The sequence below is a fragment of the Streptomyces sp. NPDC046379 genome (genome assembly GCF_055587785.1).
In genome coordinates this window covers 90,418-106,681 of sequence record NZ_JBVJFP010000008.1, presented here as the reverse complement: position 1 = coordinate 106,681, position 16,264 = coordinate 90,418, and the positions used below count along the sequence as shown (strand labels likewise).

General features: G+C 73.1%; 16 protein-coding genes and 1 tRNA gene. 12 read left to right on the top strand and 5 right to left on the bottom strand.

Features of this window, described 5'->3' with window-relative positions:
- Window positions 1-285 precede the first annotated feature (285 nt).
- From ACZ6KF_RS16225 to ACZ6KF_RS16200, 6 genes are all read left to right on the top strand, one after another.
- On the top strand, window positions 286-1,458 hold the full coding sequence (locus ACZ6KF_RS16225; RefSeq protein WP_356637130.1) for an ATP-binding protein: 1,173 nt from the start codon (window positions 286-288) through the stop codon (window positions 1,456-1,458).
- A 14-nt stretch (window positions 1,459-1,472) separates the two neighbouring features.
- Window positions 1,473-1,853: a roadblock/LC7 domain-containing protein gene (locus ACZ6KF_RS16220; protein WP_356637154.1), complete on the top strand. Its 381-nt coding sequence runs from the start codon at window positions 1,473-1,475 to the stop codon at window positions 1,851-1,853.
- On the top strand, window positions 1,850-2,227 hold the full coding sequence (locus tag ACZ6KF_RS16215; protein ID WP_356637132.1) for a DUF742 domain-containing protein: 378 nt from the start codon (window positions 1,850-1,852) through the stop codon (window positions 2,225-2,227). Before ACZ6KF_RS16220 ends, ACZ6KF_RS16215 begins: the two co-directional genes overlap by 4 nt.
- A complete protein-coding gene (locus tag ACZ6KF_RS16210) occupies window positions 2,202-2,795 on the top strand; it encodes a GTP-binding protein (protein ID WP_356637134.1) in 594 nt (197 codons plus the stop codon). The genes ACZ6KF_RS16215 and ACZ6KF_RS16210 overlap by 26 nt, the downstream gene beginning before the upstream one ends.
- 16 nt (window positions 2,796-2,811) lie before the next feature.
- Entirely contained in the window at window positions 2,812-4,164 is a 1,353-nt protein-coding gene (locus ACZ6KF_RS16205; RefSeq protein ID WP_356637136.1) for a cytochrome P450, read from the top strand.
- Window positions 4,165-4,395: 231 nt separating this feature from the next.
- Window positions 4,396-5,526, top strand: a complete 1,131-nt coding sequence (locus ACZ6KF_RS16200; protein WP_356637138.1) for a tryptophan dimethylallyltransferase family protein — start codon at window positions 4,396-4,398, stop codon at window positions 5,524-5,526.
- Between the two features lie 63 nt (window positions 5,527-5,589).
- Here the strand turns inward: ACZ6KF_RS16200 and ACZ6KF_RS16195 are convergent, their stop codons facing one another.
- The gene (locus ACZ6KF_RS16195; RefSeq protein WP_469176895.1) at window positions 5,590-6,888 is read right to left on the bottom strand and encodes a flavin-containing monooxygenase; all 1,299 of its coding nucleotides are present in this window, start codon (window positions 6,886-6,888) and stop codon (window positions 5,590-5,592) included.
- A 321-nt stretch (window positions 6,889-7,209) separates the two neighbouring features.
- On the opposite strand from ACZ6KF_RS16195, the gene ACZ6KF_RS16190 reads away from it, so the two are divergent.
- From ACZ6KF_RS16190 to ACZ6KF_RS16175, 4 genes are all read left to right on the top strand, one after another.
- On the top strand, window positions 7,210-9,192 hold the full coding sequence (locus ACZ6KF_RS16190) for an ATP-binding protein (RefSeq protein ID WP_469238816.1): 1,983 nt from the start codon (window positions 7,210-7,212) through the stop codon (window positions 9,190-9,192).
- Between the two features lie 43 nt (window positions 9,193-9,235).
- A complete protein-coding gene (locus tag ACZ6KF_RS16185) occupies window positions 9,236-9,931 on the top strand; it encodes a helix-turn-helix transcriptional regulator (RefSeq protein WP_469238814.1) in 696 nt (231 codons plus the stop codon).
- Window positions 9,932-10,069: 138 nt separating this feature from the next.
- On the top strand, window positions 10,070-10,567 hold the full coding sequence (locus ACZ6KF_RS16180) for a DUF2975 domain-containing protein (RefSeq protein ID WP_469238812.1): 498 nt from the start codon (window positions 10,070-10,072) through the stop codon (window positions 10,565-10,567).
- Entirely contained in the window at window positions 10,567-10,788 is a 222-nt protein-coding gene (locus ACZ6KF_RS16175; RefSeq protein ID WP_469238811.1) for a helix-turn-helix domain-containing protein, read from the top strand. Before ACZ6KF_RS16180 ends, ACZ6KF_RS16175 begins: the two co-directional genes overlap by 1 nt.
- A gap of 69 nt (window positions 10,789-10,857) precedes the next feature.
- Here the strand turns inward: ACZ6KF_RS16175 and ACZ6KF_RS16170 are convergent.
- The 3 genes from ACZ6KF_RS16170 to ACZ6KF_RS16160 form a co-directional block, all read right to left on the bottom strand.
- A tRNA-Gly gene (locus tag ACZ6KF_RS16170) sits at window positions 10,858-10,928 on the bottom strand.
- A gap of 334 nt (window positions 10,929-11,262) precedes the next feature.
- Window positions 11,263-12,471: a beta-1,3-glucanase family protein gene (locus ACZ6KF_RS16165; RefSeq protein WP_469238808.1), complete on the bottom strand. Its 1,209-nt coding sequence runs from the start codon at window positions 12,469-12,471 to the stop codon at window positions 11,263-11,265.
- 85 nt (window positions 12,472-12,556) lie between these two features.
- Complete coding sequence (locus ACZ6KF_RS16160) at window positions 12,557-13,849, bottom strand: family 16 glycosylhydrolase (protein ID WP_469238806.1); 1,293 nt, start codon at window positions 13,847-13,849, stop codon at window positions 12,557-12,559.
- Window positions 13,850-14,241: 392 nt separating this feature from the next.
- On the opposite strand from ACZ6KF_RS16160, the gene ACZ6KF_RS16155 reads away from it, so the two are divergent.
- Complete coding sequence (locus ACZ6KF_RS16155; RefSeq protein WP_469239072.1) at window positions 14,242-14,955, top strand: type 1 glutamine amidotransferase; 714 nt, start codon at window positions 14,242-14,244, stop codon at window positions 14,953-14,955.
- A gap of 186 nt (window positions 14,956-15,141) precedes the next feature.
- Here ACZ6KF_RS16155 and ACZ6KF_RS16150 read toward each other — a convergent pair whose 3' ends face one another.
- Complete coding sequence (locus tag ACZ6KF_RS16150; protein ID WP_356633832.1) at window positions 15,142-15,561, bottom strand: ATP-binding protein; 420 nt, start codon at window positions 15,559-15,561, stop codon at window positions 15,142-15,144.
- Window positions 15,562-15,781: 220 nt separating this feature from the next.
- On the opposite strand from ACZ6KF_RS16150, the gene ACZ6KF_RS16145 reads away from it, so the two are divergent.
- Complete coding sequence (locus tag ACZ6KF_RS16145; protein ID WP_469238804.1) at window positions 15,782-16,168, top strand: STAS domain-containing protein; 387 nt, start codon at window positions 15,782-15,784, stop codon at window positions 16,166-16,168.
- The last annotated feature ends 96 nt before the right edge of the window (window positions 16,169-16,264 follow it).

Sequence of the window (16,264 nt, the reverse complement as noted above, 5' to 3'; positions counted from 1 at the left end):
GTGAAGTCCGGGAGAATCCCCGGCGACCGCCGCCCGCACCGGGGATGGCCGATTTTCGCCCCTCCCCGGGCCTCGGCAACTGCCGTGCGGGTGCGGAGGTTTGGCGTCCGGTCACCTGTTCGGCCGGTGATACGATCACCGCGATCTGCGGAGCGGGCGGATAGGCGTGAACGGCATCTCCGACTCCAGGGACGGCCCGGGCGGAACTCGCCGCGGGCGGTCCGCCGGTCCAACCGCATTGACGGAGTTTCAGCAGCCCGCCGTCAGTCGCTTGAAGAGAGTCTTATGACGGAATACATAGAGAACCCGCTCGTCTGGGTTCTTCTCATCGCCCTGGTCGCCGCGGTCGCCCTCGTTGTCCACCAACGCAGGGCGGCCCGGGCTCTCCGGCAGGAGATCCAGGGGTTGAAGACCCACTACACCCAGCTGGAGAACGATTACGCCCAGTCCGTGAAGGCGGCCCAGGAACAGGCCGAGGAGGCGACGAAGACCGTGCTGAAGTCCGCCATGCGGACGCTTCAGGGTCTCGCCGCCGAGCAGCAGCTGGTCGTGTCCCGGCTGCAGAACAAGCACGGCGATTCGGTCATTCTTCAGGACCTGCTCGAGATCGACCACACCAACTCGCAGTTCGGCCGGCGCGCCCAGTCCATCGCCGTGCTGTGCGACGGCTGGCTGGGGCGCCAGCGGGACATCGCCTCGGTGTACGACGTGGTCCGCTCCGCGCAGGGCCGGATCCGGCACTACCACCGGGTGGAGATCCTCTCCCAGGTCGACTTCGGTCTCACCGCCCGCGCGGTCGAGCCGGTCGCCCTGGCCCTGGCCGAGCTGCTGGACAACGCCACCAGCTACTCCAGCCCCGACACGATCGTCGAGATCAACATCCGGACCGTGCCCAAGGGCATCTGCATCGTCGTGGACGACGCGGGTGTCGGCATGAGCGACGAGGAGCGCGCCCGCGCCGAGAAGCTGCTCTCCAACGAGCGGGTCTCCGGCGTCTCGGGGCTCGGCAACCCGCCGCAGTTCGGCTTCGCGGTCATCGGCGTGCTCTGCGAACGGTTCGGATTCGAGGTGTCGGTGGACTCCAGCTCCCCCTACGGAGGCGTGCGCGCGGTCGTCCTGCTGCCGCACGATCTGCTCACTCCCATGCCGGAGAAGAAAGCCCCCGCCCCCGCCGCGGCCGCGGCCACCGGTCCGGTCCTCGAGGGCGGTCCCGAGCCCGCGTCCGCGGTGTCCGCGACGGCCGACGGCCTGCCCAAGCGGCGGCGCAAGCGGCCCATGGCCATCGTGCCCGGCAGCGCCCAGGCCGCACGCCCGGCCGCTCGTTCCGACGCCGAGACGGCGGCCATCATGGGCGCCTTCCAGCGCGGCACGCAGTCCGGTCGCGAGGCGCGGCCCGACACCGCGGACCAGACGAGCAGCACACGTGGTGCAAGCACCGGAGGACATGAGGTCTCGTGAACGATTTGTCATGGATGCTGGACAGCGCGCTGGAGATCCCCGGGGCCCTGCACGCGGTCCTGATCTCCGCCGACGGTCTGCTGATGGCCCGGACGAAGGACTTCGACAAGGACAACGCGGACCGCGTGGCCGCCGCGATGAGCGGCGTGCAGTCCCTCAGCCGCTCCCTCGCGTTCTTCTGTGAGGACGCCACCCGGCAGTGGCGGCAGACCCTGGTCGAGTTCGAGGGCGGCTGGGTCTTCCTGATCTCCGCCGGCGAGGGCGCCTACCTCGGCGTGTCCGCCTCGCCCGACGTCGACATGGCGGACATCACCTTCCGTATGCAGCAGCTCGTCGCCCAGCTCGGCAAGGAGCTGACGACGCCGCCGCGCGAGAACCTCGGCGCCCGGTCATGACCGACCACGACGCCTGGGAGCCGGACGCCGCCCCGTTAGTGCGTCCGTACGTCATCACCAAGGGGCGGGACCTGCCCGACGAGGAGCAGCTCTCGCTCATCACCCTCGTCACGGCGTCGCCCGAACACCGGCAGCGGCCGACCCGGCTGTCTCCCGAGGAGCAGGGTCTGCTGGACCTGTGCTCGGCCGGTTACCTCTCGGTCGCCGAGATCGCGGGCCACACGCGTCTGCCCCTCGGCGTCGTGAGGATCCTGCTGGCCTCCCTCACCGAGGGCGGCTACCTCATCACCCGGCCTCCGGTGGCCCGTGCCGCCCTGGCCGACAGAGAGATCCTCCAGGAGGTGCTCGATGGTCTCCGCGCCAAGTTTGGGTGAAAGCGCCTACGTCCGTGGCGGGGCAACGCAGACGGCCGTCAAGATCCTGGTCGTCGGGCACTTCGCGGTGGGCAAGACCACCTTCATCAACGCCATCTCCGAGATCGAGCCCCTGTCGACCGAGGAGACGATGACGCGGGCCGCGGAGTCGGTCGACGACCTCAAGGGCGTCCACGGCAAGACCACCACCACGGTCGCCATGGACTTCGGCCGTCTGACCATCAGCGACCGCGTCGTGCTGTATCTGTTCGGAACACCCGGCCAGCAGCGGTTCGTGCAGATGTGGGAGGACATGGCCCGCGGCGCCCTGGGCGCCCTGGTCCTGGTCGATCCGGAGCGGCTCGCGGACTCCTTCCCCGTGATCGACCTGATCGAGCAGTACGGCCTGGACTACGCGATCGCCGTCAACCACTTCGACGGCGCGCCGCTGCGCGACGAGGGCGCCCTGCGGGACGCCCTGGACCTGCTCGACGACACCCCCGTCGTCACCTGCGACGCCCGGGACGAAAGCTCCTCGGCCGCCGCGCTGACCACCCTCGTCCGCTACTTGCTGGCCCGTGCCCACTAGAAACTGAGAGCAAGACATGAACGCTCACGACACCACCCCGGTCCCCCCGCCGGGGTGCCCGGCCCACACCGCCGGCGGCGCGGTGCCGCTGCACGGGCCGGAGTTCGCGGCCGACCCGCAGGCCTACTACGCGTACCTGCGCCACTTCGGGCCGACCGCGCCCGTCGAACTCGCCCCGGGCGTGGAGGCCACCCTCGTCACGGACTACACGGCGGCGCTCCAGCTGCTGCAGGACTCCGCCTCGTTCCGCAAGGACGCCCGTCGCTGGCGGGAATTCAACGAGGGCAGGATCGCCCCGGACAACCCGGTCGCGCCGCTGCTGGCGTACCGGCCGAACTGCATGTTCGCCGACGGCGCCGAGCATCTGCGGCTGCGGCAGGCGGTGACCGACAGCATGGCGCGCGTCGACGACCGCCGGCTCAGCCGCAGCACGGGCCAGGTGTCCGACTACCTCGTCTCCCAGTTCGGCGCCCGGGGTTCGGCCGATCTGCTCGGCGACTACGCCAAGCAGCTGCCGCTGTTCGTCTTCAACGAGCTGTTCGGCTGCCCCGCCGACATCGGCGACCGGGTGCTGTTCGGCATCTCCGGGATGTTCGACGGCGTCAATGCCGAGAAGGCCACCGAGGTGCTCTTCGACGCGGCGGGCGAGCTGGTCGCGCTCAAGCGCAGGAAGCCCGGCGACGACGTCACCAGCTGGCTGATGCAGCATCAGGCCAAGCTGACCGACGAGGAGATGGTTCACCAGCTGGCCCTGCTGCTGGGCGCGGGCGCCGAGCCGCTGCGCAACCTCATCGGCAACACCCTGCACCGTCTGCTCACCGACGACCGGTACGCCCACGAGGGCGGTCTGATCGACGAGGCCATCGACGACACGCTGTGGGACAACCCGCCGATGTCGAACTACGCGCCGCACTACCCGGCCACCGACATGGAGTTCGCGGGCCGGCAGGTGCGCGCGGGCGACCTGATGCTGGTCAGCTTCGCCGCCGCCAACACCGGCCCCGCGCTGAAGGCCTCGCGGCAGGCCGGCAGCAACCGGGCCCACCTGGCGTGGAGCGCGGGCCCGCACGCCTGCCCGTCCAAGGAGCCCGCCCGGCAAATCACGGTGACGGCCATCGAGAGCCTGCTCAACCGGCTGCCGGACGTGGAGCTGGCCGTCCCCGAGGACAGCCTGACCTGGCGGCCGGGCCCGTTCAACCGGGCGCTGGCCACCCTTCCGGCCCGCTTCACCCCCGTCCAGCCGGCCAGGCGGTCCGAGACCGCCGCCGGTCCCGCCGCCACGGCCGCTTCCGGGGGCGCCCCGGCAGCGGCGCGCAAGCCCGAACGCGGGGGAATGTGGAGCCAGTTCCTCACCTGGCTCACCAAGTGACGCAATGGTGAGGAAGGCGTGATGGAGGCAACACCATCACGCCTTCGGCGTCCGCATGATCGATCAGCGGCAGGGGTAGTGAGCAACGCGGTATTGGAGTTGTTCACGAGGTGAAGGAGGTGTCATGGATCTCCCTTCCATGGACGCCGCTTGTCTGCCGCATCCACTGCGGATACCCGCCCCGCCGGGCGGGTATCTTCTTGTCCGTCCCGGCCCGGCCGGAGGCGCCCGGTGACCCGTTCGCCGGCCGGTGGGCGCACGAGCCCCCGAATACCGACGCTCGGCGAGTTCACGAGCGGTCAGCTGCGAAGACTCGGCGTGGTCGCCGGCCTGTCGGGTTCCGAGGTGGAGGCATATGCGAACCTGCTGACCTTCTCGTTGGGACAGGCAGCCGAGCGGCCACTGGATCTCCCGCCTCCCACCCGGACGTTCCTGTCCGACGACCACACCCCGGTGGAGTTCTCCCTCTCCTTCCGCCCGGGTGCCGGCCCCGCCCTGCGCGTGCTGGTGGAACCGGGCTGCGGCGCAGGCAGCCTGGCTCGCAACGGCCGTGCGGGCGCGGCCTTCGTCCGTACCCTGGCCGAGCGGTGGAACTTCTCCACGGAGGCCTTCGACGCGCTGGGCGACCTCTTCCTGCCGGACGCCCCCAAGGGGCCGCTCGCCCTGTGGTGCGCCCTGGAGCTCAGGCCGGGCGGCGTGCCCGGGCTGAAGGTGTATCTCAATCCGGCGGCTTCCGGGGTGAAACGTTCCGCCGGGACGGTGCGCGAGGCGTTGCGCCGGCTCGGCCACGGGGACGGCTTCGACGCGCTGCCGGAGGCCGACGGGCACCCGTTCTTCGCCCTGGACATGGGCGACTGGGACGCGCCCCGGGCGAAGGTGTACCTGCGCCACGACAACCTCACGGCCGCCCGCGCCGGACGGCTGTCGCGCATGGTTCCCGGCCCCGCCCCGGCGGGCATCGAGGAGTTCTTCCACACCGTCGCCGGCGCCGCCGACGACGGCGGGGACACCGTCCTCGCCGGACGGCCCGGCCTGACCTGTCATGCGTTCACCGACGCCGGCGAGCCGCGGCCGACCGGGTTCACGCTGCACATCCCGGTGCGGGACTACGCCCGCGACGACGGGGAGGCGCTGACGCGCGCGGAGGACGTGCTGCGCGCTCGCGGCATGGACCCCGCCCCGCTGACGGCCGCCCTGGCCGCGGTCACCCGGCGCCGGCCCGAGGAGGGCCTGGGGCTGATCGCCTACCTGGCGCTGGCCCACCAGCACGGGCGGCCGCCGCGGGTGACGGCGTACATCTCCTGCGAGGCCTACGCGATCCGGCCGCCCCGGGCGCTGCATCGGCGAGAAGCGCTGATCTGAGCGGACGCGGACGGCTCCCTGCGGCACTCGTTCCGGGAGCCGTCCTGCCTGCGACTACGCGCGTCACGCGTACAGCGACTCCCGCAGGTCCGCGAGGTAGGGGCCGACGTCGACCTGGATGGAGGAACCCTCCATCCGCCCGTAGCGCTTGGCGATGCCGTCGAGGTAGCCGGCGATCTCCTCCCGCATCACCGCGGCCTCGGGCAGCTTCGCCTCGCCGGCGACGAGCCGGGCGATCCAGTCGGACTGGGCCTCCACCAGCCGGGTGATCGCGCCCAGCGGGCGGACCAGGCCGACGAAGTACAGGCCGGGCAGGCCGGGGGCGACGACCCGCTTGTACAGTTCCACCGCGCCGTCCGGCCCCGCGGGGCAGCCCTCGGGCAGGAACGGGAAGGACATCCGGAAGCCGGTGCAGTACACGACGGCGTCGGCCTCGGTGGACGTCCCGTCGGCGAACACCACCCGGCTGCCGTCGAAGGACTCGATCGCGGGCCGGGGTTCCACCGCGCCGTGCCGGATGCGGCTGAGGATCTCGTCGGAGATGGTCACCGCCGAGGAGAAGATCGGATGGTCCGGCTCGGGCAGGCCGTAGTCCCCGAGCCGGCCCCGGGCGACGTGCAGGGCCTGCTCCACGAAGCGCCGCTGCGCGTCGAAGGTCATGCTCTTCCACCAGGCGGCCTCGGCGATCTCGTCCAGCGACATCCCGAACAACTGCTTGGGCAGGATGTGCAGGCCCCGCCGCACGGAGAGCACGGTGCGGGCGGCGTGCCGGGACAGGTCGGCGGCGATGTCCACCGCCGACGCCCCGAGCCCCACCACGACGACCCGCCGGCCCGCGAAGTCGCTGCCGTCCCGGTAGTCGAGGGAGTGCAGCAGCCGGCCGGAGAACGCGTCGGCGCCCGGCGGCAGCGGATCGGGCCAGTTGGGCTGCGAGTTGTGGCCCGAGGCGACGACCACGTGCTCGAAGCGGCGCGTGCGCGAGGCGCCTTCGGCGTCGCGGCTGACGACCGTCCAGGCGCCGTCCGCGTCCTGGCGCACCGAGACCGCCTCGGTCTCCAGCTCGACGCAGTCCAGCACCCCCGCCCAGGCGGCGAAGGAGTTCAGGTAGACGGCGACGTCGCTGTGGCGAGGGTAGAGCGGGTAGGACGCCGGCATCGGGAAGTCGGAGTACGCCGTCAGGTCCTTGGCCGTGTTCAGGTGCAGGGACAGATAGCCCGGCCCCGGCTCACCGGCCTGGGGCCGCCGCCAGATGCCGCCCACCCCCGCGGTCGCCTCCAGGCAGACCACGTCGACGCCCCGTTTGCGCAGGGCCCGGGCCGCCGCCAGCCCGGACAGGCCTGCACCGATCACACACACACGCACGGATACCCCTCACCGGACCGACGACTTCCATCCCCGCAGGCGCATGCCTGCCCACCCGAACCATGCCGCACACCAGTACGGATGCTCACCCCCGGCCCCGGCCGTGTGGTGATCATCACGCCCGTCGGGGCCGGATGCCGGCACCGCACGGGCGTTCGCGCCGTCGCCGTCCGTGTGATCCCCCGCCGCTCGACGCCACCTTGGGCCCGACGGGCGCGTTGGGGTTGCCGTGGCGCCGCAGAAGTGACGGTTCTGCGCCGGGGCGGCCGACCCCCGGCCGCGGTGTCACCGCCTGCTGGAACCCTGAGAGTGCGGAAGGCCATGAACGTGTGGAAGTGTGTCGGCAACCCTGCGGCGCCCCCGGCGGACGATCCCGAGGAGGCCGGCGCCCTGATCGGCCGGGAACGGGAGTCGGCGACCCTGCGGGGACTGCTGGCGGAGCACCACCTGGTGTCGGTGACCGGCCGGACCGGAGTCGGCAAGAGCCGGCTGGCCGCCGAGACGGTCCACGGCATCGCCCCCGGAACCCGGGGACCGTGGCGGCGCACGGTGCGCGTCCGCCGGCGGGGCAACGCGCCCGGCGAACCGGGGGCACTGGCCGCCGACGTGTACCGGGCGCTCACCGGCCGCCGGCCCCGGCGCGGGGACGCGGGCGTCCCGGACCTCGCAGCGCATCTGCCCGCCGCCGGCGTCCTGCTGTTCCTCGACGACGTCGACCCCGTCCACGAGGAGTGCGTGGGCCTGGTACAGCGCCTGCTCGTCGCCGTGCCCGGGCTGCGCGTGCTGGTGACGGCCCGCCAGGCCCTGGGCCTGGGCGAGGAGGCGGTGCTGCCGCTGACGCCGTTGGACACCGAGGGGGCCGGCGGCCGGGGACCCGCCCCCGCGGTGGAGCTGTTCCTCGACCGGGCGCGGGGCGCCGCGCGCGGGTTCGACGCCGCCGACCTGCGGGCGGTGGAGGGCGTCTGCCGGCGACTGGAAGGAGTGCCGCTGGCGATCGAACTGGCCGCCGACCAGCTGGCATTGGGGCGCCAGTCGCTCCACGACCTGGTGGAGTCGGTCGAGCGCGGTCAGTGCCGGCTGCACAGCGAACGGCCCGCGCTGCGGCGGCACCGCTCGCTGCGGGACGCCATCGGGGCGTGCTACGCGCTGTGCGACCGCGAGGCGCGGATCGTGTGGGGCCGGGCGAGCGCGTTCGCGGGGGCGTTCAACGAGTCCGCGGCCGTGTTCCTGTGCACCGGGGGCGCGGTGGCGTCGGAGCGCGTGCCGTCGCTGCTGGTGCGGCTGGCGGCGGTCGGCGCGCTGGAGACCGTACGGCCCCCGGGCGGGTTGCGGCAGCCGCGGTACCGGATGACGCGGGCCGCGCGGGAGTTCGGCGCCGAACGGCTGCGCGAGGCGGGCGAGACGGAGGTGGCGCTGGAGCGCCGGGCGGCACACTGCCGGCAGGTCGCCTCGGTCGCGGAGGGGCTGTGGGCGGCGGGCTGCCAGGCGCAGGCCGTGGGGCTGGTGCACGAGGAGCGGGAGGAACTGTCCGCCATACTCCGGCAGGCCGTGAACCGTCCCGACCATGCCGAGGCCGCGCTGGAGACGGTTCTCGGCCTGTGGTTCTGGTGGGCCGTGTACGACAGGGCCGACGAGGGGCGCGGTCATCTGCTGCGGCTGCTGCCGCGGTGCCCCGCGGACAGTCCGGCGGGGAGGCGCGGGCGGTGGCTGGCGGCCTGGCTCAGCGCGAGCCGCGATCCGCGGGCCGCCCGGACACTGGCGGGCCGGGCCTGGCCGGAGGCGGTCCTGAGCGGGGACGACGTCACGGTCGGCCAACTCGCCCACGTGCAAGGCCTCATCTCGCTCCACGAGGGCGAACCGCGGGCCGCGGCGGAGCACTTCCGGGAGGCGGCCCGCACCGTCCCGGACCGGCCGCTGTCCGGTCCCCCGCCGGCCGTGTCCCTGGCGGCACAGGCCGTGGCCGAGGCCGCCTTCGCGCCCGCCGCCGCGCGCCGCACCGCCCGGCGTGCGCTGGCCCAGCGGAGCATCACCGACGACGACTGGGCCATGCTGGCCGCCCGCTACGCCCAGGCGCTGGCTGACCACCACAGCGGTCACAGCGGCCGTGCCTGGCGCCGCGCCCGGCGCGCGCTGGCGGGGCTCGACCCCACGCTCCCCGAGCCCGGCGCGGCGCAGGCGCTGCGCGCCCTGGCCGACGGCATCGAGACCGGCATCGGGGACCGGCCGCGCCCGCCGCAGCCGATGCCGCTCACCGGACTCCTGCGGGCGCTGTCCGCCGAGGCGCATCCCACGATGATCCCGTAGCGGCCTCGCCGTCGTCCACTACGAGGGCGCGCTGCTGCGGGCCGTGCTCGGCGACACCGACGGCGCCCTGGAATGGTGCGAGGCCGGCCTCGCCGCCCTGGAGGGCACCGGGGAGCGCCAGCTGTACGCCTCCACCCTGATGGCGCACGGCATCATCCTGTGGCTCGCCGACCGCGGCGCGCGCAGCGCACCGCTGCTGCGCAGGGCACTGGAGGCCGCGAGCGAGATCGGCGACGTACTGGTCGCGGCCCTGTGCTGTCTGGGGCTGGCCTGGGACGCCGCCAGGCAGAAACGGTTCCCCAGGGCGGCCTGGCTGCTCGGGTACGCCGAGAGCGCGCGCCGGCTCAGCGGGGATCCCGTCGCCATGCTGCCCTCGCTGCTCCAGGAGCAGGACGCGGTCAAGGCCGCGGTGCGGGCGGAGCTCGGCGACGGGGCGTACGAGGGCTGGCACGGGCTGGGCGCGCGGATGTCGGGCGCCGAGGTGCTGGAGGCCGTCCGCGCGGACGCCGACGTGCCGGGCGGGGGCGTCCCGCCGGCGCGAAGCGGCCGGGCGGCGGCCGGAGACCTCACCTCGCGGGAGCGGGAAGTCGCCCGACTCGTCGCGGAAGGGCTGTCCAACCGGGAGATCGCCGAGCTCCTGTTCATCTCCAAGCGGACGGTGGACACCCACGTCGAGCGCATCCTCGCCAAGCTCGACGTCCGCACGCGCGCGGAGGTCTCGGGGGCGCTGCGGCGGTGAGGCCGGACTCGCCACTTGCCACACCTATCGTTTCTCGATAGATTTCCATCGTGGATCGATTGGACCCGTTGGGGGTCCGCCTGTGCTCGCTCGCACGGGCTCGCAGGGGCTCGCACGGGTCCGAGGGAGGGAGAGGCGATGGGGAAGCTGACGGTGCTCGCGCTGAGGATGGTGCTGGGGGTGCTGCTCGCGGGTTCGGTGGGCGTGCAGGTGGTGCTGATGCCGCTGCTCGCCAAGGACCTGGAGGGGGTGGACACGGAACTGGCCTATCCCCCGGCCGCGTTCATCACGACTCTCGTGCTGGGCATCGCGTCGGCGCAGGTCGTCGCCGTCTGCGTGTGGCGGCTGGTGACGATGGTGCGGCGCGGGACCGTGTTCTCGCACGCCGCCTTCCGGTACGTCGACATCGTGATCGGCGCGTTCGTCGCCGCCGCGCTGCTGCTGTTCGCACTCGGGGTGCTGCTGGCGCCCGGCGAGGCCGTCGCACCGGGAATCGTGCTGCTGATCGGCGGGGGCGTCATGGCGGTCCTGGGCGTCGCGCTGATCGTGCTCGTGCTGCGGATGCTGCTCGCGCAGGCCGTCGCGCGCGACGTCGAGGCGGCACAGCTGCAGGCCGAACTGGCCGAGGTGATCTGATGCCGATCGCCGTCGACATCGACGTCCTGCTGGCCAAGCGGAAGATGTCCGTGGGCGAGCTGGCGGAGCGGGTCGGGATCACGCCCGCCAACCTGGCGGTCCTGAAGAACGGCCGCGCCAAGGCGGTGCGCTTCACCACTCTCGCGGCGCTGTGCGAGGTGCTGGAGTGCCAGCCCGGCGATCTCCTGCGCTGGGAGTCCGGGGGCGCCGGGGAAGGGTGACGACGCTCCCCTGTCGCACACGCGAGGTCCCGGTCCCTGCGTCCGTGCAGGGGCCGGGACCTTCGTTCGAGCGTTGGACAGGCCTCGCACCTGCATCTCCCCCGCGGGAAGCGGGGCGTCTTGCCTTGGACCACCAACGCACGGCACGGACGCCCGCGATCGCGGCGGCTCCGTCGAGAACGACGTTACCCACGGGGCGACCGCGGCGCATGGCGACGACGGCCGATGGGGTGACCCGGCCGTGCTCGGACCGGCCGGGCGCGGCCGAACCGTCGACCGGGCGGTCACCGCCCGACGGCCGGGCGCCGCGGGCGGGCCCGCGGCGCCCCGTGCCGCCAGGGGGTGTCTGACGAATGCCCGCGGCGTGGCGGCTCCTGGCACGCGCTCCCCCGGAGGGGGCACCCCCAGCCGCTTTGCCGAACCGCCCTGGTAGCTCCGCTACGAGGGCGCTCCGGCGCCTTGCGATCGCACGCGCTAGAAGGCCGACAGTGTCAACGTGATGCCGGTGGGGGCGGTGTCCTGGATGTACGAGGCGAAGTCGGCGACGTCGTCGAAGGCGAAGCCGTACGCCTTGCCGTCCTCCGTGGCCGCGTGGATGGCCTTGGAGTAGTGGTTGGTCAGATCGGTCCGGTAGAAGTCGGCCGGGTTCGTGGTCGGCTGGGCCGGGTGGCCGATCAGCGTGGAGCGGTTGAAGCCGGCGCCGAGGACGGCGGCGACGGGCCCGGTGGTGCCGTCGTTGGGGGCGGCGAGGTTGCCGTCGCAGAAGAGGACGTCCCGGGTGGTCGGCCTGGCGAAGGAGACGGGGGCCGGGCCGTCGAAGGTGAGCCGGTCGCCGCGGACCCGGCCGGTGAAGGCGCCGGCGTTGGTGGCGACGGTGAGGTCCCGGCCGGTGTAGGTGCTCCACACCTCGTCGATGTACGGGGCGAAGTAGTCCTTGGCGAAGATGCCGGCGTCCAGCCCGTGGCCGGGGGCGATGATGCGCAGATCGTCGACGACCAGGGGCGCGAACTCCTCGACGGTCTTGACGGCGGCGAACGCGGCGGCCCGGCCGCCCTCGCGCAGGGTGCCGGTGGTCTGGTCCCTGGCGCCGGTCAGCCGGATGTTCATGGGCACGCTGAACATGTCGACCATGGTCGTGTTGCAGAACATGCCCGAGGAGTTGAAGGTGAACTCGGCGCAGTCGTGCAGAACCCGGTAGTTGGGGTCGGAGGTGACCCAGCCGGCCGGGTACTGGAGGGCGGCGTTGCCGTTGCCGTCCGCGACCGCCTTGAACTTCAGCTTGCCGCCGAGCGCCACGTAGATGCGGCCCGACATGTGGGGCAGGGTCAGCGTGGTCTCGGTACCGGTCAGCGGGATCGCGTAGTCGGTGAATCCGTCGGCGCCGTTGTCGGAGAGGGAGATCGGGGCCAGGGAGCCGTCGGGCGTGACGCGGACCTGCTTTCCGTCCTGGTTGCCGACGATGTAGACGTGGATCGAGTCGTTGCCGAACGAGCCCGTCCTGTTGACGACGGTCAGCGGGAGCGTGCCCGCGGCGGCCCGGGCCCCGGACGAGTCGCCGCCCTGCTCGGATCCGGCCAGGGCGTGCGGGGCGACGACGGCGATGGCGGGGACGGCCACGGCGGCGCCGCCGAGGGCGGTGAGGACCTTGCGGCGGGTGAGGTCGCGCTGGTGACGGGGGCTCATGTGGGGGTTCTCCTCGGGGAGTTGCCGGATGCTGCTTCGAACTCGTTGCTGTCGATGGGGCTGCGGGGCCGCCTGCCGGTGGGGGTCAGCCGGCGGTCCACTTCTGGTGGGCGGCGCCGGTGCAGGTCCGGATCTGCAGCCGGGTGCCGTCGGCCGAGGAGCCGTCCTTGGCGTCCAGGCACTTGTCCGCCCTGACGTTGGTCAGGTCACGGGCCTCGGTGCGCGTCCAGCGCTGGGAGGCGGCGCCGTCGCACGTCCTGAGCACGACGGGCGCGCCGTCCCGCGTCGAACCGTCCGTGACGTCCAGGCACTTGCCGAGCGCCCGTACGGTGCCGTCCTCGCGGAACGTCCACTTCTGGGCGTCCACGCCGGTGCAGTCGTGCAACTGGATGGGGGTGCCGTCGGCCGTCGAGGCGTTCGCCACGTCCACGCACATGCCGCCGACGCCCCTGACGGCGGCGGTCGTCGCCGGCTTGCCGCCCGTTTCGCCGGCGGCGCCTCCGGCGGTGTCGGACGCCGAGACGCGGACGTAGTCGACGGTCATCGTCTGGGGGAAGGCCGTGGAGCCGTCGGGGCTGCCGGGCCAGTCGCCGCCGACCGCGAGGTTGAGGATCAGGAAGAAGGGATGGTCGTAGACCCACTCGTGGCCCTGGAGGTCCGCGGGGGTCCGGGTCTGGTAGGCCGTGCCGTCGACCGACCACGTGATCTCGGAAGGGCTCCAGTCGACCGCGAAGACGTGGAAGTCGTCGGCGAACGCCCTGCCGTCGGGAAGGGTGTGGGGCGAACCGATGCCGCCGGCGCCGGAGTGGCCGGGGCCGTGCAGGGTGCCGTGCACCGTGCCGGGTTCCTTGCCGACGTTCTCCATGATGTCGATCTCGCCGCTGTCGGGCCATCCGACGGTGCCGAGATCGTCGCCGAGCATCCAGAACGCGGGCCACACGCCCTGTCCGCGCGGCACCTTGATACGGGCCTCGAAGTGGCCGTACGCCTGGGTGAAGGCGCGGGCGGTGTTGAGGCGGGCCGAGGTGTACCGGCAGTCGCCGTACCAGCACTTGAGCGCCGGGTCGGCGTTCTCGCGGGCGGTGATCACCAAATGTCCGTCACCGTCGTGGGCAACGTTGTCGGCGCGGTCCGTGTAGTACTGCAGTTCATGGTTGCCGTTGCCCGAACCGCCGGTTTCCACGGTCCACTTGGCGGGGTCGGGAGCGCTGCCCGCGGGTCCGTAGAACTCGTCCGACCAGGTCTGGACGGTCTGGGCGGCGTCCGCGCGGGAGGCGCCCGGTCCGGAGGTGGTGAGCAGTACGGCGGTGACGAGGGCGGCGGCGACCAGGAAGACCAGTCCGCCGATCGGCCACCGGCGTGCGCGATGAGCAGCCATGGGCTGAACACACCTTGTCTGTGGGGAGTTCTGGGGCATCACCTCGACGGGACCAGCAGACGACTCCCCCCGAGGCTCTTCTGAGAGCGCTCTCTCGCCTGCGGCGGCACCCGCCGAAGGGCCCCGATGCTACGCACGAAGCACGACCGGGCCAACTGTCCGACTTGCGCCCTCAAGCGCCCCTGACCTGCGGCGATTTCCTGTCGCACGGTGGGCCCACGGTTGCTTAAGGGCCTTTTAAACCGCGCTTAAGCAAGCGCTCGGGAACGCTCGCGGAGGTTGCCCTCGTCCGGCCCTTTTGGTGGGGTGGCCCCATGGGCGATACGACGCGGGGTCCCACAGGCAGTACGGCGCGGGGTCCCACGGGCGACGGGGCGCGGGGCCGCGTGCTGATGGTGCGGAACTCGGCGGGCAGCGGTCCGGGCCGGCTGGTGCCCTGGCTGGCGGCCGAAGGGCTGGACGTGCACGAGACGCCGGGAGCCTCGGCGCCCTTGGCACCGGCCGGCTTCGACGCCGTGGTGCTGCTCGGCGGCGGCTTCATGCCGGACGCCGACGACGTCGCCCCCTGGCTGCCCGCTCAACGGGCCCTCGTACGGCGGTGTGTGGCCGGCGGCGTGCCACTGCTCGGGATCTGTCTGGGCGCGCAGGTCCTGGCCCTGGCGTCGGGCGGCGCGGTGCGGGCCGACCACGGCCCGCCCGAGCGTGGCGCGTGCACGATCCGGCTGCGCCGAGAAGCAGCGGGCGACCCGCTCTTCACCGGGCTCCCCCAGGCGTTCCCCGCGCTCCAGAACCACCGCGACCAGGTCACCGCCCTGCCGCCCGGCGCCGTCCATCTGGCGGAGAATCCGGCCTGTCCGGTGCAGGCCTTCCGGGTGGGCGAGCGGGCCTGGGGCGTCCAGTTCCACCCCGAGGCCGACGCGGACCGCCTCACGGGGTGGGACGAGGCGGCACTGGCCGGCGCCGGGCAGCGGGAGACGCGGTCGCTGCACGCCGCCGCGGCGACGGCGGAACCGGCGGCGGAGCGGGCGGCACGCCGGCTGGCGGCCAACTTCGCCGGTGTGGTGCGGGCGGGGCGGACCGGGCAGAGGGAGCGCACGGGGGCGTGACGCCGGGCGGTGGGCAAGCCTTGACGGCCGCGGCGCACGGCCCGCGCGGGCCCGGCGGACCCCGCACCCGAACGCCCGCGGAAAGCCGCCGCGCGGCGGTTACCGGGCCGCGCGTGCGGCCGGCTCCGCCGTTCGCCGACGTCGTGGGCCCGTGCACCCGGGCCCACGACGTCGGCGAACGGGGTCCTACCCACCGACGCGCTCGGCCTCCGTCCCGTCCTGGAGGGCGATGCGGGCCGTGATGCGTTTGCCGACCGGCTCGCGCTGGGCCTCGAAGCCCTGGGCGACCGCCATCACGATCTCCAGGCCGTGCTGGCCCACCCGGCCGGGATCGGCGGCGCGGGCCACCGGCAGGGCGGGATCGCTGTCCCAGACGGTGATCTCCACGACGGCGCCGTTGACGCGCAGCTCCATGAGCACGGGACCCGGCGCGTACTTGCGGGCGTTGGTGACCAGTTCGCTGACCACCAGCTGGGTCAGGTCCATCGCCCGGTCGGAGACCGGAAGGCCGTGGGTCGCCCGGATGCGGGCGAGGAAGGCCGTGGCGCACCGTCTGGCACGGGCGATGCAGCTGCTGTCGCCGTCGAGGGCGACGACGTCCTCCATCGGTGCGGCCCCTCGCGGGGCGCCGTCGTCGTCAGGTCCTGTTTCCGCCGGTTCCATCTTCGTTCCCCCGTTCACGGGCCTGCGTATACCCGGTACCCCGCCTCACAATCCGCCCGCGCCGCGGTTGAGGACCTGCGGGAGGCATCCCGCCGTACGATCGGGGCAGGCTGGCTACGCACGTTCCGATTCGAGTCCGCTACGGCGAACAGTCGAGGATGCTGTGAGAGAGATTCAGGGGGCAGCGCGGCCCGACCGGTTGTCGGTCGACACCCGGGCCGTCGACGGGGTGCGGGTCGTCGTCCTGCGCGGCGAGATCGACCACACCGTGCGCGACCGCTTCCGGCATGCGCTGCTTCCGCCGCCGGGCACGGCTGGGCCGCGGACCGTGGCCGACTTCGGCGGCGTGACGTTCATGGACTCCAGCGGGATCAACGTGCTCATCGCCGCCCACCACGCCGCCCGGGACGCGGGCGGGTGGCTGCGCGTGGCAGGGGCGCAGGAGTCGGTGCTGCGGGTGATGCGGCTGGTGGGCGTGGACACGCTGGTCCCCTGCTACCCGGACGCGGGCGAGGCCGTGGACGGCTCGGGCGAGGCCCCGGGCGGCTGACGGATCACGGGGGCGGTTCACGGGGCGTGGCGGTCAGGGCCACGCCGTGGGCGGGCGGTTCGACGCGGAGGGCGCGGCCCTCGTGGGGCGTGTCCG

Excerpts from the sequence above, each read along its gene's own strand:
- ACZ6KF_RS16160 (WP_469238806.1), bottom strand. The coding sequence starts at position 13,849 with ATGGCTGCTCATCGCGCACGCCGGTGGCCGATCGGCGGACTGGTCTTC.
- ACZ6KF_RS16165 (WP_469238808.1), bottom strand. The coding sequence starts at position 12,471 with ATGAGCCCCCGTCACCAGCGCGACCTCACCCGCCGCAAGGTCCTCACC.
- ACZ6KF_RS16225 (WP_356637130.1), top strand. The coding sequence starts at position 286 with ATGACGGAATACATAGAGAACCCGCTCGTCTGGGTTCTTCTCATCGCC.
- ACZ6KF_RS16150 (WP_356633832.1), bottom strand. The coding sequence starts at position 15,561 with ATGGAGGACGTCGTCGCCCTCGACGGCGACAGCAGCTGCATCGCCCGT.
- ACZ6KF_RS16180 (WP_469238812.1), top strand. The coding sequence starts at position 10,070 with ATGGGGAAGCTGACGGTGCTCGCGCTGAGGATGGTGCTGGGGGTGCTG.
- ACZ6KF_RS16210 (WP_356637134.1), top strand. The coding sequence starts at position 2,202 with ATGGTCTCCGCGCCAAGTTTGGGTGAAAGCGCCTACGTCCGTGGCGGG.
- ACZ6KF_RS16155 (WP_469239072.1), top strand. The coding sequence starts at position 14,242 with ATGGTGCGGAACTCGGCGGGCAGCGGTCCGGGCCGGCTGGTGCCCTGG.
- ACZ6KF_RS16220 (WP_356637154.1), top strand. The coding sequence starts at position 1,473 with ATGCTGGACAGCGCGCTGGAGATCCCCGGGGCCCTGCACGCGGTCCTG.
- ACZ6KF_RS16175 (WP_469238811.1), top strand. The coding sequence starts at position 10,567 with ATGCCGATCGCCGTCGACATCGACGTCCTGCTGGCCAAGCGGAAGATG.
- ACZ6KF_RS16205 (WP_356637136.1), top strand. The coding sequence starts at position 2,812 with ATGAACGCTCACGACACCACCCCGGTCCCCCCGCCGGGGTGCCCGGCC.
- ACZ6KF_RS16215 (WP_356637132.1), top strand. The coding sequence starts at position 1,850 with ATGACCGACCACGACGCCTGGGAGCCGGACGCCGCCCCGTTAGTGCGT.
- ACZ6KF_RS16190 (WP_469238816.1), top strand. The coding sequence starts at position 7,210 with ATGAACGTGTGGAAGTGTGTCGGCAACCCTGCGGCGCCCCCGGCGGAC.